Origin of the sequence: Phenylobacterium montanum, assembly GCF_018135625.1 — a bacterium.
GTDB classification, from domain to species: domain Bacteria; phylum Pseudomonadota; class Alphaproteobacteria; order Caulobacterales; family Caulobacteraceae; genus Poindextera; species Poindextera montana.
In genome coordinates this window covers 1,532,791-1,547,697 of record NZ_CP073078.1, presented here as the reverse complement: position 1 = coordinate 1,547,697, position 14,907 = coordinate 1,532,791, and the positions used below count along the sequence as shown (strand labels likewise).

11 protein-coding genes are annotated in these 14,907 nt (G+C 64.9%); 6 read left to right on the top strand and 5 right to left on the bottom strand.

All coding sequences use genetic code 11. The annotated features are described in order from the left end of the window. Positions 1-131 precede the first annotated feature (131 nt). The gene (locus tag KCG34_RS06835; RefSeq protein ID WP_211939642.1) at positions 132-3,617 is read left to right on the top strand and encodes an AAA family ATPase; all 3,486 of its coding nucleotides are present in this window, start codon (positions 132-134) and stop codon (positions 3,615-3,617) included. Between the two features lie 8 nt (positions 3,618-3,625). Here KCG34_RS06835 and KCG34_RS06830 read toward each other — a convergent pair whose 3' ends face one another. Continuing rightward, a complete protein-coding gene (locus KCG34_RS06830; protein ID WP_211939641.1) occupies positions 3,626-4,927 on the bottom strand; it encodes an MFS transporter in 1,302 nt (433 codons plus the stop codon). Between the two features lie 288 nt (positions 4,928-5,215). Between KCG34_RS06830 and KCG34_RS06825 the strand changes: the two genes are divergently transcribed. The 3 genes from KCG34_RS06825 (at position 5,216) to KCG34_RS06815 (ending at position 9,520) form a co-directional block, all read left to right on the top strand. Then, complete coding sequence (locus tag KCG34_RS06825) at positions 5,216-6,874, top strand: FAD-dependent oxidoreductase (protein WP_211939640.1); 1,659 nt, start codon at positions 5,216-5,218, stop codon at positions 6,872-6,874. Then, a complete protein-coding gene (locus tag KCG34_RS06820; RefSeq protein WP_249138242.1) occupies positions 6,871-7,224 on the top strand; it encodes a UBP-type zinc finger domain-containing protein in 354 nt (117 codons plus the stop codon). Before KCG34_RS06825 ends, KCG34_RS06820 begins: the two co-directional genes overlap by 4 nt. 367 nt (positions 7,225-7,591) lie before the next feature. Further along, on the top strand, positions 7,592-9,520 hold the full coding sequence (locus KCG34_RS06815; RefSeq protein ID WP_211939639.1) for a hypothetical protein: 1,929 nt from the start codon (positions 7,592-7,594) through the stop codon (positions 9,518-9,520). Positions 9,521-9,634: 114 nt separating this feature from the next. On the opposite strand, the gene KCG34_RS06810 is transcribed toward KCG34_RS06815, so the two are convergent. Both KCG34_RS06810 and KCG34_RS06805 read right to left on the bottom strand, forming a co-directional pair. Further along, on the bottom strand, positions 9,635-9,943 hold the full coding sequence (locus KCG34_RS06810) for a hypothetical protein (protein ID WP_211939638.1): 309 nt from the start codon (positions 9,941-9,943) through the stop codon (positions 9,635-9,637). A gap of 63 nt (positions 9,944-10,006) precedes the next feature. Continuing rightward, positions 10,007-10,867 carry an alpha/beta fold hydrolase gene (locus KCG34_RS06805; protein ID WP_211939637.1) on the bottom strand — a complete coding sequence of 287 codons (861 nt, stop codon included), beginning with the start codon at positions 10,865-10,867 and terminating at the stop codon, positions 10,007-10,009. Positions 10,868-11,008: 141 nt separating this feature from the next. Between KCG34_RS06805 and KCG34_RS06800 the strand changes: the two genes are divergently transcribed. After that, positions 11,009-11,896, top strand: a complete 888-nt coding sequence (locus KCG34_RS06800; protein ID WP_211939636.1) for a LysR family transcriptional regulator — start codon at positions 11,009-11,011, stop codon at positions 11,894-11,896. A 116-nt stretch (positions 11,897-12,012) separates the two neighbouring features. Then, positions 12,013-12,567, top strand: coding sequence for a carboxymuconolactone decarboxylase family protein (locus KCG34_RS06795; RefSeq protein WP_211939635.1), 555 nt, complete (start codon positions 12,013-12,015; stop codon positions 12,565-12,567). Positions 12,568-12,860: 293 nt separating this feature from the next. Here the strand turns inward: KCG34_RS06795 and KCG34_RS06790 are convergent, their stop codons facing one another. Further along, on the bottom strand, positions 12,861-14,138 hold the full coding sequence (locus tag KCG34_RS06790; RefSeq protein WP_211939634.1) for an SMP-30/gluconolactonase/LRE family protein: 1,278 nt from the start codon (positions 14,136-14,138) through the stop codon (positions 12,861-12,863). 88 nt (positions 14,139-14,226) lie between these two features. Beyond that, positions 14,227-14,658 (bottom strand): MarR family winged helix-turn-helix transcriptional regulator, encoded by a 432-nt coding sequence (locus KCG34_RS06785; protein ID WP_211939633.1) that lies wholly within the window; start codon positions 14,656-14,658, stop codon positions 14,227-14,229. Positions 14,659-14,907 lie beyond the last annotated feature (249 nt).

Genomic DNA, 14,907 nt, shown 5'->3' with positions numbered 1-14,907 from the left:
ATGCTGGGCTCTCAGCAATTGCGTGTCCTTAGCCAGCCCGGAAAAGGTTCCGAAAAATTTCCGAAGCGGCTACACCTGCGACCATGAGTAGTCGGGCGCTCGGGCCATTTCGTCTGGATAAGCGGGACGGGATGCTGTTCCGCGGCGACAAGCCCGTGGCGCTCGGCCGGCGGGCGGTCGCCCTGTTGCAGGCGCTGGTGGAACGGCCCGGGGCGCTGGTTTCGAAAGATGCGTTGATCGCGGCCGCGTGGCCGGGCCAGATCGTCGAAGACAGCAACCTCACGGTTCAGATAGCGGCTTTGCGCCGGATCCTGGCGGGGGCCCCCGGCGGCGAGCGTTGGATCGAGACTATGCCGGGCCGCGGCTATCGCTTCGTTGGACCCGTCGGGGAGCACGTCGAGGAAGCCTTTGCCGTGGCGTCGCCTCCTGGGCGCGCGAGCCTCGAAATTGCGCCCGGTCAGCATCGGTTCGCCGAACGTCGCCGGATCACCGCGATGTCGTGCGAGCTGACCTGCGTACCCGGCCAGCTCGGCGAACCCAATCTCGAAGACCTGCAGGAAGCCAACGCGGCTTTTCAGAAGTGCGTAGCGGAGACAGCTAACCGCCACGATGCGTGGGTCGTCAGCCAGCTCGGGAACACAGTGTTGGTCCTGTTCGGCTATCCGTCGGCGCACGAGCATGACGCCGAGCAGGCGGTTCGCGCGGCGCTTGAGCTGCGCGCCGCGGCCGGGACCCTTGGGCCCGTCGGTGGAGCCAAGCTGGGTTGCCGAACCGGTATCGCCACCGGCATGGCGATCATCGGGGAGATCGGCGCAATCGGTGTATCGCAAGACCGCGAGATTGTCGGTGACGCGCCGAACCTCGCGGTTCAGCTGCGGCTATCGACGGACCTCGGGGTCGTGGCCGTTGACTCGGCGACACGCGGTCTGATCGGCGATCTGTTCGACTGCCGCGAAGTCGACCAGGTCACCACGACCGGTCCCGTCGAACCCGTCCGCATTTGGCAGGTGCTGGGGGAGGGCCTGGTCGCCAGCCGGTTCGAGGCCTTGCGGGGGACGTCGCTGACGCAGATGGTCGGTCGCGACGAAGAGATAGCCCTGCTGTTGCGGCGTTGGGAGCGCGCCGTGGCCGGCGAGGGGCAGGTCGTGCTGATCTCCGGCGAACCTGGACTTGGCAAGTCGCGCCTAGCCGCAGAACTGGAGCGCCGCCTGCCGGGGGATCCCCACTTCTGGCAGCACTACTATTGTTCGCCCCATCGCCAAGACAGCGCACTTTTCCCCTTTATCGGCGAGCTCGAGCGCGAATCCGGGTTTGCGGGGGACGATCCGACAGCGGCGCGGCTGGGGAAGCTCGCGGCGTTGCTGGGCGGCTCCGCCTCGCCGGACGAGGACGTGGCGCTGCTCGCCGACCTTCTGAACCTGCCGGCTCCGGAGCCCGAAGTCTTAGCGCGCCTGAGCGCAGCGCGGAAGAAAGAGCGGACGCTGGCAGCCCTGATCCGGCGGCTCGAAGGGCTGGCGCGTCAACGGCCTGTCATGGTGATTTTCGAAGATGCGCATTGGGTCGATGCGACGTCGCGGGAGCTCCTCGATCTTGCGATCGAGCGCGTCCGCAGCCTGCCGGTGCTGCTGATCTTGACGTTTCGCCCTGAGTTCAAGCCGCCCTGGACAGGCCTGGCGCATGTGACGACGCTGGCGCTCAGCCGCCTGGATCGGCGCGACCGCAAATCCTTGGTGGCCCAGGTCGCCGGCAAGGCGTTACCGGACGCCGTGCTGGAGCAGATCGCGGACCGCACCGACGGGGTGCCGCTGTTCGTCGAGGAACTGACCAAGAGCGTGCTCGAGAACGGCCAGCAGCTGGCGGAGATGGACCGCTTCGCAGCCGACGGCGCGACACCTTCGTTCGCGATCCCGACCAGCCTCTACTCCTCGCTACTGGCCCGGCTTGATCGTGCGGCTGCGGTACGGCTCGCGCAGGCTGGCGCGGCGATCGGGCGCGAATTCAACTATATGCTGCTGCGCGCGGTTTCCGGTCTGTCCGAGGACCAGCTGCAGAGCACGCTGGCCCGGCTGGTCGCATCCGAACTCGTATTTCAACGCGGTGTTCCGCCGGACGCGGTCTACAGCTTCAAACATGCGCTGGTGCAGGACGTGGCTTACAGCAGCCTGGTGCGGGGCGTTCGGCGACAGCTGCACGCCGCGATCGCCGAGGCCCTCGAGGCGCAATCGCCCGGTTTGCTGGAGACCCAGCCCGAACTGCTCGGGCATCACTATGCCGAGGCCGGGCTGATCGAAAAGTCCGTGGCGGCCTGGGTGAGCGCCGGCCAACGGTCCGCCGCGCGTTCAGCGCTGGCGGAGGCGGCCGCGCAGTTCCAAAAGGCGCTGGAGCAGTTGGCGCTGACGCCGGAAAGCCCCGAACGCCTGCGCCAGGAGTTGGAATCTTGCAGCGCTCTGGGTGCGTTGCTGCGGTTCGTCAAAGGCCAAGCGGCGCCGGAAACCGGCCTTGCCTATGCCCGCACAATGGAGCTTTGGGAGCAGCTGGGGTCCCCCCTGGAGTTCCGTCAAGCGCCCTATGGGCGTTCGATGTTCCACGTGTATTGCGGTGAACTCGATCAGGCGCTGCGCGTCGGCGAGCATTTGCTGAGCCTGAGCCGAGAGCGCGGCGACTCCGCCGGGCTTGTGCTGGGGCGCAGTGCGGCCGGGCAAAGCCTCTTGCTGGCGGGCGACTTTGCGGGTTCGCGGCCGCATCTGGAAGAACTGCTTGTTGTGTATGACCCGGAGGCCCATGCCGCGCTGGTCCATCAGACGGGCTCTCACCCCCTGATGACGCAGGCCTTCCTGGGGCTCGCGCTGTTCTGTCTCGGTTTTCCGGACCAGGCCAGCGCGCGGAGCATCGCCGCCATCGCTGACGCGCGCAGGCTGGCCCATCCTACGTCTCTGGCCGTGGCTCTGGCGATCGGCGCCCTGCAGGCTTCGCTTGCGGGGGACCACCTGACTCTCGACCGGTATGCGAACGAGCTGGCGGTTGTCGCGGCGGAACAGGGTTTACCGTTCTACAAGGCCTGGGCGGCCATCTATCGCGGCTACACACAGGTTCAGAGTGGCGATGTGGCGGACGGGGTGGCGCTACTTCGCGGTGGGGTGGCCGCTTACCGGGCGACCGGGGCAGTGATGTGGCTGCCGCATTTCATCGCTCTCCAGGCCGCCGGCCATGAGGTCGCCGGACAGGTCGAAGAGGCCGCGGCCCTGTTGGACGATGCGATCGCGATCACTACGCGGACCGGCGAGCGCTGGTTCGCCGCCGAGCTGGCCCGGCGCAAGGGCCAGTTGCTGCTGCGACAGGAGCGTTCCGAGGCTGCAGAAGCGCACTATCGCGAGGCTGTCGCCATCGCACAGGGGCAGGGCGCCAGGCTCTGGGAATTGCGCGCCGCCACGAGCCTCGCACAATTGCGCTGCGATGAGGGCCGCCCGACTGAAGCTGCCGACCTGCTCGCGCCCGTCCATGCCTGGTTCGCCGAGGGCTTTGCAACGCCCGACCTCCAGACGGCGAAAACCTTGCTCAACGGTCTGTCATCGGGCGCGCGGCCAGCGGCCGTCGCTGCATCAAACTATCGCCCCTGAAGCCGAGATCAGGCTTGGGAGACCTCGGAGGTCTTCATCGGCGCCCACCGCCCCGGCGCGCTCTCGGGGAGGAGCATCATGGCGGCCAGGCCGACCAGGTTGACCGCAGTCAGGAACCAGGCCAGCGACATGGGCGTGCCGGTGACCCTCATCAGCCAGGTCACAAACAGCTGGGTCGTGCCGCCGAAAACGGCGATCGGCACAGCATAGATCAGGGCGAAGGCGCGACTGCGTTGTAGCGGCGCAAGGCTCTCGATCACCGCGGCGTAGAGCGCGCTCGCGGTGATGGCAGATAGCCCACCAAGCAGCAGGTTGGTCGAGACAAGGCTCGCGACGGTCCGATACGCCAACAGCCAGGCGAAACAGGGGACCGTCAGCAGGGCGAAGGCGAGCTGGGGCCAGATCATCAGGGCGCGCCGGCCCCAGCGGTCGCACAGCCAGCCGCCGGCGAGGGAGGCGACGACGCCGACTGCGCTGGCGGCGGTCTGGCCCTCCATTGAGGCCCGGGTCGAGAGGTGGAGCTGGGTTTCGCCGAAGGTGGCGGTGTAGGCGAAGATGTAGGCGCCGATCGTGCTACTGGCCATGATCAGACCGCCCAGCCAGACCACCTGGGTGAAGTTGGGGCCGGCGACCGCCCGACGGGGGCGTGCAGGCTCGGGGCGTCCCATGGTCTCGGGCAGGGCGCGGCGGATCACGAGCGCGAAGGGAACCACCGTGGCGCCGAGGAGTAGGGCGATACGCCAGCCGAACGTGGCGAGCTGGACCTCGCTGAGCGCCGAGCTTAGCCCAACCCCGACCAGCGCCCCGAGGGCGGCGGCCGCATATTGAGCGGCCCCTTGCATGCCGGCGTTCCAGCCCCGCCGCCCAGATCCGCCAGCCTCGACCATGTAGACGGTCGAGGAGCCGATTTCGCCGCCCAGCGCAAAGCCCTGGACCAATCGCGCCGCTACCGCGACGATCGGCGCGGCCAGGCCGATGACGCTATAGGACGGGGTTAGGGCCAGGGCGGCAATGGCCAGCCCCATGAGCACCATGCTGAGCAGCATGGCGGGCCTGCGACCCGCCCGGTCGGCATAGCCGCCCAGCACATAGGCGCCGAGCGGGCGGCTGAGGAACCCTGCGGCGAAGGTCGCCAACGCCCCCATGAGGCTGGCGTAACGGTCGTTCGAGGGGAAGAAGCTCTGGCCGATCTGAACGGCGAAGAAGGCGAAGATAATGAAGTCATAGAACTCGATACTGCAGCCCAGCGACGCGGCGAGGATCACCCACCGCATCGCCTTCGGCGGCGGGCCAGCCTCTGTTTCGGTCATGCTCGCCCTCACCCGAAGCTACGCTGTGAGGCTGAATGCATCGGAACAGGGCGATCGGGTCAAGATTGCGATCGCTGCGACTGGGCTGGTCGTCGCAGGAGCCGGGCCCTCAACAATAGCAGTCCTGCAGAGAGCCCTCGATCACGGCAACGCCAATTCCTGAAACCAGACATCCGGTCGATAACGGGACTGGCGCGGTCTTGGTCGCGCGGTTGCCACAGCGTCCCCTCGGCCGGATAAAAAGGCGGACTTTGCGACCCGCGACGTTCTTGTTTGTCGAGATCTGAAATGAGCCTGATCGACACCCGGCGTCATCAGATGTTCCCCGTGCTCGAACCCGCACAGGTCGAGGCGGCGAAGCGCTTCGCCAGCGCCGAGGCCCGCACCTTCGCGCCGGGTGAGCAGCTGTTCGAGGTGGGCGAACAACACTCGCCCGTATGGCTGATCCTGGAGGGCTCTGTCGCCGTGGTGCGCCGGGACGGGCTGGGCCGGGAACAGCCGGTCACGATCCACAGGCCTGGGCATTTTACCGGGGAGGTCAGTCAGTTGGCTGGACGCTCGTCTCTCGCGGCGGCCAAGGCCGGGGCGAACGGATGCGTCGCCTTGCCATTCGACACGGCGCATCTGCGCGCCCTGGTGATCGGTTCGGCCGAGATCGGCGAGATCGTCATGCGCGCGCTGATCCTGCGGCGTGTCGCCCTGATCGAGGGCGATGCGTCGGGATCGGTGCTGATCGGCCGGCCCGGTGAGCGGAACCTGACCCGTCTGCAGGGCTTTCTGACCCGCAACGGCAATCCGAACACCATTCTCGACGCCGTCCATGACGCCGAGGGTCAGGCCCTGATTCAGCGGCTCGGCATCGGTCCCGACGACCTGCCGCTGCTGGTCTGTCCCGATGGAACTGTGCTGAAGCGGCCCAGCGACGCCGAGGCGGCGATCGGCCTGGGCATGACGCCTCAGCTGGATCCGGCCAGGGTCTATGACGTGGCCGTGGTGGGCGCGGGGCCGGCGGGACTGGCGACCGCAGTCTATGCGGCTTCGGAAGGGCTCTCCGTCGTGGTGCTGGACCAGCGCGCGATCGGCGGCCAAGCGGGCGCCTCGGCGCGGATCGAGAACTATCTCGGCTTCCCGACCGGCATCTCGGGGCAGGCTCTGGCGGGGCGGGCCTACAATCAGGCGCTGAAGTTTGGCGCCGAACTGGCCCTGCCGCTCGAGGTCACGCGGCTGGACTGCGAACATCGCCAGATTCATGGCGGGCATCTGCTGCGGTTGGAGCTTGGCGACGACGAGGTGGTTCAGGTCCGCACCGTCGTGGTGGCGTCCGGCGCCCGCTATCGGCGGCCCGACATCGCCAACCTGTCGGCGTTCGAGGGCGCGGGCGTTTCCTACTGGGCCTCGCCGGTTGAGGCGCGCCAATGCGAAGATGCGGAGGTCGTCCTGGTCGGCGGGGGCAACTCCGCCGGTCAGGCGGTAGTGTTCCTGGCGCCCCGGGTCAGGAAGCTTCACCTGGTCATCCGCGGCGAGGGGCTCGAGGCCTCAATGTCCCAATATCTGATCGACCGTATTGCAGCGCTGCCGAATGTCGAGCTGCATGCCGGGACGGAGGTCGCCGCTCTGGAGGGCGACCACAGCCTCGGCCTCAGCAGCGCGACCTTCCGTGATCGTGCGTCCGGCGTCTTGCAAACCGTCCCGCTGCGCCACCTATTCCTGTTCGTGGGCGCAGACCCGAACGCCGACTGGCTGAAGGGCTGCGTGACTTTGGATGAGAAGGGCTTCGTGATCACGGGCGCCGGCGAACAGCCCTCGCTGTCCCTGCAGACAAACCTGTCGGGAGTCTTCGCTATCGGCGACGTCCGAGCAGGCTCGGTCAAGCGGGTGGCCGCAGCGGTCGGCGAGGGCGCGGCCGTAGTCGCGCAGATCCATCAGTATCTGGCGGGCCTGGGGTGAGCCCGCACGCAGGACCCAAACCGTTTGACCACGAGGAGCGCACCATGCCGGAAACTTGTGAACACCTCTCGGCCGTCGATCGCGTGACGCCGAGCGCGCGCGGCTGCGAGGAGTGCCTGAAGTCCGGCGACCGCTGGGTGCACTTGAGACTATGCCGCAGCTGCGGCCATGTCGGCTGCTGCGATCAGTCGAAGAACCGGCACGCGACGAAGCATTTTCGCGCGACGGGTCATCCCGTCATCGAAGGCTATGACCCGCCGGAGGGCTGGGGCTGGTGCTATGTCGACGAGATCTTCATCGACCTGCCAGATCAAACCCCACAGGTCGGCCCCATCCCGCGCTATGTATGAGCCGGGTCGGCCTGGATGCTGTCCGCCCTCATCGAATGCATTTTGAGGTCTGGCCCAGGTCCATCTGGATCTGCCGCTCGCCAGTAGCCGACATGCCGACCTGGTAGGCTACGGTTGCGCCAGCTTCCACCAAGCGGACATGCGGATCGGCAGGAGCGTGTGGGCGCATTGCTAAGCTTCGCTGCCCGCAATAGTGTCGGCAATGCATTGAGCGGATGAGGGCGGCGACCCGGATCATGATGGCGAGCGCCTAGAGGATCTGGAGATCATCCCGCATGCCAAGCGGTCTTCGGCGCTCTGACAATGGGTCGCAAGCTGCCCTAGCGCGGCGATCGGCACGCGAACCAACGAAGACGGGGCGCCACGGGTGACCTTCCAAATTGAATATATCCGCAGATACCAGATCGGCCACAAACCGGCGCCGGGGCGGCCGCATCATTTCTTCGAGCACAGCAACAACGGATTCCTGATCACCGGGTATGAAGACGGTAGCGACTGGCTGGTGTCACCCTTAGGGCGCAGCACTTGGGGCAAGATCTTTCGCGATCGCCCGACCATGGCCTGGGCGATCAGCGCCGACCGGCGGGACTATCACCGTCTGCACCTCTATATCCTCGACCTCCCGACGAAATCATACGCGGAGGTATCGGGTCTTTCGATGAGTCGGGCGTACGATATCGTGGACTATGATGGCGAACGGCTTGTGCTGCTTTGCCCACGGACGGCGGAGCAGGGCGATCCCACGAGAGAGCTCGTGGTTGTCGATATCGCGTCTGCCCAGATCGCCGAGCGTTTCCTTCTGAAGGGATGTACGCACCTGTTTGATCGTCCAATCGGACATACGCCCGACGGATGGTTGGTCCTGGATGCATCTCTACTCGGCGAGAACAACGAGCATCTGTACAAGCATGGAATCGCGCGCATCCACCCCTACACCCGGGAGATGTCGTTCGAGTTGTTCCCGGGGTATGCCGACGTACTGATCAGCCCATCGGGCCAATATGTGCTGAAAGCCGGTAAGCTGCTCCGGCCCGAATTGGGATTATCGACCGAGCCAGCCGCCATGGCAGGGTTCGGCGAAGGGTCTGGAATTTACGAACGCTGGATCGAGGTATGGGCTGTCAACCCGCTCAACCATGTGTGCTCTCTTCCGTTCGAATGGGCAAACTACAGCAATGCCTGGCAATTCCCCGACAGGAATCAGATCTTTTGGCAGCCTGATGAAACGGCATTCTGGTGGATTCAGCAAACCAGTGCGATATGCGTCGGGCTGGATGGCCGCTCGTCGCCACCGATGCGTCTGGACACTTACCGTTCAATCTGCTCGGCGCTGCCTGGACGCATTGCCGAGCTTGCGCTGGAGCGGGAGACGACCGTTGAAGTGTACCGGTTGGATGGTTCGCCGTCCGCCGATCTGTCGCACCGGGATGCGCCAGCGCCGATGGTGGTCACGCCGAGCGCGGCCGAGCTGAAGCGGCAGCGGAACGCACAGGCGGCCCTCACAAAAATCGTCAAAGCCAAGAGCGAGCTGCGATTTACCCTCAAGACGGCGCAGGCTGCTGACATTGTCAGCGTGATAGACGCCATCACTGCGGCGCTCGATCGAGGGCTTGCCTGGTTTGCCGACGACGGGATCATCAAGGTATCGGTGAACATCGCCGGTGTGCCCTATGACGAGAAACACTTCTTTGCCCTTGTCGAGAAACATGGTTCCGCAGCCGTGCCGGCGCTCACGCGTCTGCTTGCAAAATGCCGCATGGATGCAGATCTCCAACGCGTCTGGAGCAGCGAACTGGAGGATGGGCAGCAGGCGTTCGGTGCGGCGGCGAAGGCGCTCGGGGGCATTGATGCAGGCGCTTGGATTGAGCTTGCCAAATACGAGATGTGTATTGACGACTGGCATGAGTTATATTTCCGCGACGAGGTGGTGCCGCATTTCATCGAGTCCCACGGATGGTGCGAGGAAAGCTTTGCCCTGACGCTTGCCGACATCGTCCAGATTCGCGGAAATCTCGGCGACGACTTCTCATATTCATGGCAGCGCAGCGGCCTTGCAGCCGCCGCCCAAGCGGCGTACGCGCCCGAGGCATTCGCCGACTTCATGATCGGCATCCGCGATCGGATGCTCTCTTCTCCAGTTGGTACGTTCGCCAACTTCGCTGCTCGGGTTGCCGAAGGTTCCCCATCCACCTATGGCTGGCACAACTACGACCGCCTGTTCGATCAGATCAACGGAAGCCTCACGCCCTGGGAAGTGCATTTGTTCGCGCAGTTGCAAGATCGAGCCGGGCGATAGGGTACGGTCAGCGCAGGCGTCCTCGTGACGATCTTTTTGGGATGCACAGGCGCCGCTTGGTGGTCGGGGCGAGCAGATGAAAATCGCCAAAAGGCGACATCCCGTAGAGGCTGCCTACAGTCGAGCCTGTTTCCACATTGCCGACATTACCAGGCCAAGCGGAGAAGGGGACGAGCGAACTCGCCCGTCACGTAAAACTGCTGCGGAGATCAGCGCGGACTGGCCAAGTGAATTCACGTCCTGACCGGTCAAACTGCCGGTTGGCGCGAGGATGGCGACGAGGTTCACGATTGCCCACTTGAGCAGGCAGGTCGTCCGGTCTATCGCGAACCTCTGGCAGGTCAGGCCGAAGTCGTCCTTCGATCCGACAAAGAGCGGCAGTGTGCGCTCCACGATGCGCAGCGCAATTGAATCCAGCATCATCCAATCCCTTGTGCGGGACGCATCGCGCAACCTGCGCAATGCGTCCCAATCTCCGGGCGAAGCCTATTGGGCGAACGTGGCTTTGATCTCGGCGGCGACCTGGGCGCAGTTCTCGTCGAGCACGAAGTGGCCGGCGTCGAGCCAGACCAGCCTCGCCTCAGGCAGGTCGCTGAGGTAGGCCCGCGCGCCCGGCGGGATGAAGAACGGGTCGTGCTTGCCCCAGACGATGAGCGTCCTGGGTTGGTGCGCGCGGAAAGCGGCCTGCCACTCCGGATAGAGGCCAATGTTGGTCTTGTAGTTTTCGAGCAGGTCGACCTGAAAGTCCTGCACGCCGGGCCGATCGAGCAGGGCCTGGTCCAAGACCCAATTGTCCGGATTGATGGCCTCCGGATCCTTGGCGCCGACCAGCCAGTGGTAGCGGGTGCCGTCCAGGCTGACGAAATCGCGCGCGGGCTTCTCGGTCTCGGGCGTGCGGTTCTCCCACAACGGCAGAAGAACCTGCTTAGGCGCCTCGCCGACACCTTCCATGTAAGCATTGGCGTTCTGGATGATGAAGCCTTTCACCCGCTCCGGCCGTTGGGTGAAAAGTCGAAAGCCGATTGGGCCCCCATAGTCCTGCATGTAGAGGACGTAGGAGGTCAGCCCGAGCACATCGACCAGACCCGCCACGTGCGCAGCCAGGTTGTCGAAGGTGTAGTCGAACTCGTCGTGCGACGGGGCGTCGGAATGGCCGAAGCCAATGTAGTCCGGCGCAATCAGGTGAAACCGGTCGGCCAGCGCCGGCATCAGATCGCGAAACATCTGACTGCTGGTGGGCAGGCCGTGCAGCAACAGAATAGTGGGCGCGCTTGGGTCGCCGGCTTCACGGTAGAAGACCTTGCGGCCGTTGACGGTGGCGGTGCGGTGGAAGGTTTGAATGGACATGGCGTCGGTTCCCTTGGATGGGCGGCGGCCTTCGCCGTCGCAGCGCCTCGGAAATTGATCCCTTCCGTTTGAGCGCGGCAGTCGCCAAGATCGGGAGAACACCTCTCGGATTTTGGTAGGTCTATGGATCGCTTCGACGCCATGTCTGTGCTGCTTGCCGCCGTCGACGGCGGCAGCCTCTCCGCGGCGAGCCGCAAGCTCAGGCTTCCCCTCGCCACCGTCAGCCGCAAGGTTTCGGACCTGGAGAGCCATCTGAAGGCCAGCCTTCTGATCCGCTCGACCAAGGGGTTGGAACTGACGCCAGCGGGCCGGTCCTATGTCGTGGCCGCCAAGGCGATCCTGGAGCAGGTCAACGAGGCGGAGCGTACCGCCGCAGGCGAATATGTCGAACCCAAGGGCGATCTGGTCGTCACCGCGCCGACGATGCTCGGCCGGCTGCATGCCCTGCCGATCGTGCTCGAATTCCTGACCGCCTTCCCCGACGTGGCGGTCAGCCTGGTGCTCACCGACCGGGTCGCCCATTTCCTGGACGATCAGATCGACGTCGCCCTGAGGGTCGGTAACCTACCCGACAGCGATCTGATCGCGACCAGGCTCGGCTCTTTGCGGCGGGTTGTATGCGCAAGCCCGGACTACCTCTCAGCACGGGGCGAACCGGCGACGCCGAGTGAACTCGAGGCTCACAGCGTCATCTCGTTCGGGGGCGTCTCGGAGGTGCAGTCCTGGTCATTCTGGTCGGGTGACGAGGAGATCGTCGCATCGTTTCGCGCGCGCTTGAGCGTCACCACCATCGAAGGGGCGATCGACGCCGGGGTCGCGGGCGCGGGTCTGCTTCGGGCCACGTCCTATCAGGTCGTGCATCACGTCCACGCCGGCCGTTTGAAAACGGTCCTCGAAGGTTACGAACCGTCACCCCCTCCGGTGCATCTCGTCTATGGCCATCAAAGCCGCCTGCCCCTGAAGCTTCGGGCGTTCGTGGATTTTGCGGTTCCGCGGCTTCGCAGCCGGCTCGAGGCGGCCACTCTCTAGGCTCCTTCCAATTTATGGGAGCCTATCTCCATAAATCAACGAATTCCGCGCCTCTCTGGAAAGGCGCATCTCCTCCTCGCCGAAGCCGATTGGGCTCGGCAGCAAGGAGAACAACCATGGCCCGCATCGCCATCCCCACCAAAGACGAAGCTCCGGCGAAGGCTCAGCCGATCCTGGAGAACTACAACAAGGTCCTGGGGACCATCCCCAATTTCTTCGCGATGATCTCCCAGTCGCCCGACGCCCTGAAGGCGATCGCCGACATGCACGGCACGCTCGGAAAGAGCCTTGGCCACAAAACCCGCGAGCGCATCCACGTGATGACCGCTGAGGTGAACGGCTGCAGCTACTGCCTGACCGCCCATAGCTACCTCGGCGCCAAGCTGAATGGCCTGACGGCCGAGGATCTGGAGCTGAACCGTTCGGGCCATTCCACCGATCCGAAGGCTGACGCTGCTCTGACCTTTGCCTACAAGGTCGCTCAATCGCGCGGCCATATTGAGGACGCCGATTTCGAAGCCGTCCGCGCCGCCGGCTTCTCCGACGCCGAGGTTATCGACATCGTCGCGGAAACCGCGTTCAGCTTCATCACCAACCTGTTCAACAACACTTTCGGGACTGAGCGGGACGACCTGTTCCAGCCCGCGCTGACCGTTCGATCAGCGGCCTGACTTGGCTTTGGGCCGGGCGCGAGATCGTGTCCGGCCCGGCGAGCATCCCCTGCGTTGATAACTGAAGCGAACGTCCCGAATCTGGAACGGGCCTGACGATGCTGGCGCATCTCTTCCGTCCGCCTGGCCGAGCTGGACCTCGCCATAAGGCGACATCCCGGGAGGGACGGCCACAGCACAGGCAGCTTCCCGATTCCGGTCATTGGAATCGGCGGGGGAGGGTGGGGAGGAGACCTCAACTTCCGGCTGCGTGCGCCCGATGCGGATGCATCAGGCGCAGAGGGCGGCGCACCTCAGTTCCGGGCATACGGTTTCAGCGCCACCAGCTGCCCCCGGGTTCTGGTTCCACCGCGAAAGGCGCCGCCGTCGGTGGCGACGTAGAGGGTGTCGCGGTCTGCATCGGTTCGGCCGAAGACGGCATCTGTCGCCCCCACGATGGAGTCGCGCGCGTCGGCGACTACCGATCTGCGTCCGTCGGGGGCGACTCGGACGACGGTGTTGTAAGGATGGGTCGTGATGAAGAAGGACTCGTCCCGCCCGATCGCGAAGTCGTCGCCGGGAATACCGGAGGCTAGGGTCTTAGGCGCCTTGAATTTGCCCGCCTGGTCCATCTCAAAGCTGAGCACTTTGGTGCTGTCGGAGACGGTCACGATCATGTCGCGGCCTTTGAAATGCAGTCCGTTGGCGCCGGGCGCCAAAGAGATGAAGGGCCGCGCGGACAACGACCGGTCCTTAACGGCGACCTGGGCCGCACCGCTGCGTGGATCGACCCGCCATACGAGGCCGAGCGAACTGTCCGGCGAGTAGAGATCACCGTCCGGCCCGAAATCGAGCCCGTTCGGCCAGGCGCCCCTCGGCAGGCGCACCAGCATCTTGCCGTGGCCATCCTGGGTGATGCGCCAGATGCCGGGCGTGACCCCATTGCTGGACATATAGAGCGTCCCGTCCGGCGCGACCGCGAAGACGCCCGCCGCCGATCCAGTCGGCGTCGTGAAGAGAATCCGCTCGGATCCGTCGGTCTTGCGGGCGATCACCTCGCCGTGGGCGCGGCGGTAATAGTCGCCCCGAGAGAAGTCGAGGCCGATGTTGGCTGCAAGATATAGCGTGCCGTCGGGCCCCGCGCGGACGCTCTCAAACCAGACGCCCTCGCCGTAGGTTTTGACCACCGACGCGGGCACGGGCACGTACGGAAGCGGGTCGGCTTTGGGCAACAGCATAACTTTCAATCCCAGGGGTTGGAGGCCGGCGATGAGCGCCATGGTGAGCAACATCGCGACCGGGAGAGGCCAGATCGCGCGAACGCCGCGGGCGAAGGCGTAGAGGGCCAAAATGAGGGTGATGACGGCGCCCAGGACCGCAGCAAAAAAAGCGAGGAAAGGGACAGCCATGGACGCGGCCAGGACAGTCGCAGGAAGTAGCGCCAGACCGGCCAGGATCACTCGTCCCAACTGGCCCGTTGGGAACGGCGACAACGCCGACCGGGCGAAGCGGGGACGCGTCAGGAGCCCAAGCGCCGCGGCGAAGAACGCGGCGGCAGCGAGCGCCTGAAGGTCGAGGGTGGGAGACATCATCGGAGCCAACTCCATAGGAAGCTACATTGTTGAATTCGAGTAGGAAGCTACTTAGTTTGACGTGCAACCGGATCGAGTGAGGTGGACGCTAAGGCTTGGCGATCTTGTCTAGGTTGCTTTCGATCCGCGCCAAGGCGCTGAGAAAGCGCCGACGCTCTTCTTCTGTGAACCCGTCGAACATCTGCTTTACCAGGGCGTCACCGGCGTCGCAGAACTCATCCGAGGCGCACATCTGGCGGGCCTTGCGAGACATGTGGATCGTCTTGATCCGCGCATCGGAACTCTCGGATCGCCGCTCCACATGCCCTTCGCGCTCTAGCACATCGAGAATGTTGGTCAGGGTCGGAGAGGCGATCGACAACTGGCGCTGCAGGTCCCGATGCTCCAAACCGTCCTGGTGCATCAGCAGCTGCAGGACGTCAAACTGGGCGCCCGTGAAATCAAACGGCTTCACCGTGTGCTCCAGCGCGCGCCGGAGCGCGAGGTAAGCGCGCTTAAAAGCAAGGGTGGGGTGCGACATAACAGTAGCATCCTACTGATTTTGGCGACTGTCAAGCGATGCGCACGTTGGCGGGCGTCCGAAAGCCGCCCGTCCGCTAATGGTCGCGAACTGCCGACAGGGCCCGCGCCGGAACTCGCCAGGCCCAGCCTAGCCTCGCCAGAAGCCGACGTAGCGATGGGCTTCTCAAAGCTAAGGCAGCTTCCGCTTTGCTGATATTGGAACCAACATAATCGCACCCGTAGAAGCCGGAGGCGACAGCTGAAATCG

Bases quoted from the DNA above. Each gene is read 5' to 3' on its own strand.
- KCG34_RS06800 (WP_211939636.1), top strand. From the start codon at position 11,009: ATGTCTGTGCTGCTTGCCGCCGTCGACGGCGGCAGCCTCTCCGCGGCG.
- KCG34_RS06830 (WP_211939641.1), bottom strand. From the start codon at position 4,927: ATGACCGAAACAGAGGCTGGCCCGCCGCCGAAGGCGATGCGGTGGGTG.
- KCG34_RS06790 (WP_211939634.1), bottom strand. From the start codon at position 14,138: ATGATGTCTCCCACCCTCGACCTTCAGGCGCTCGCTGCCGCCGCGTTC.
- KCG34_RS06825 (WP_211939640.1), top strand. From the start codon at position 5,216: ATGAGCCTGATCGACACCCGGCGTCATCAGATGTTCCCCGTGCTCGAA.
- KCG34_RS06805 (WP_211939637.1), bottom strand. From the start codon at position 10,867: ATGTCCATTCAAACCTTCCACCGCACCGCCACCGTCAACGGCCGCAAG.
- KCG34_RS06795 (WP_211939635.1), top strand. From the start codon at position 12,013: ATGGCCCGCATCGCCATCCCCACCAAAGACGAAGCTCCGGCGAAGGCT.
- KCG34_RS06835 (WP_211939642.1), top strand. From the start codon at position 132: ATGCTGTTCCGCGGCGACAAGCCCGTGGCGCTCGGCCGGCGGGCGGTC.
- KCG34_RS06785 (WP_211939633.1), bottom strand. From the start codon at position 14,658: ATGTCGCACCCCACCCTTGCTTTTAAGCGCGCTTACCTCGCGCTCCGG.
- KCG34_RS06810 (WP_211939638.1), bottom strand. From the start codon at position 9,943: ATGATGCTGGATTCAATTGCGCTGCGCATCGTGGAGCGCACACTGCCG.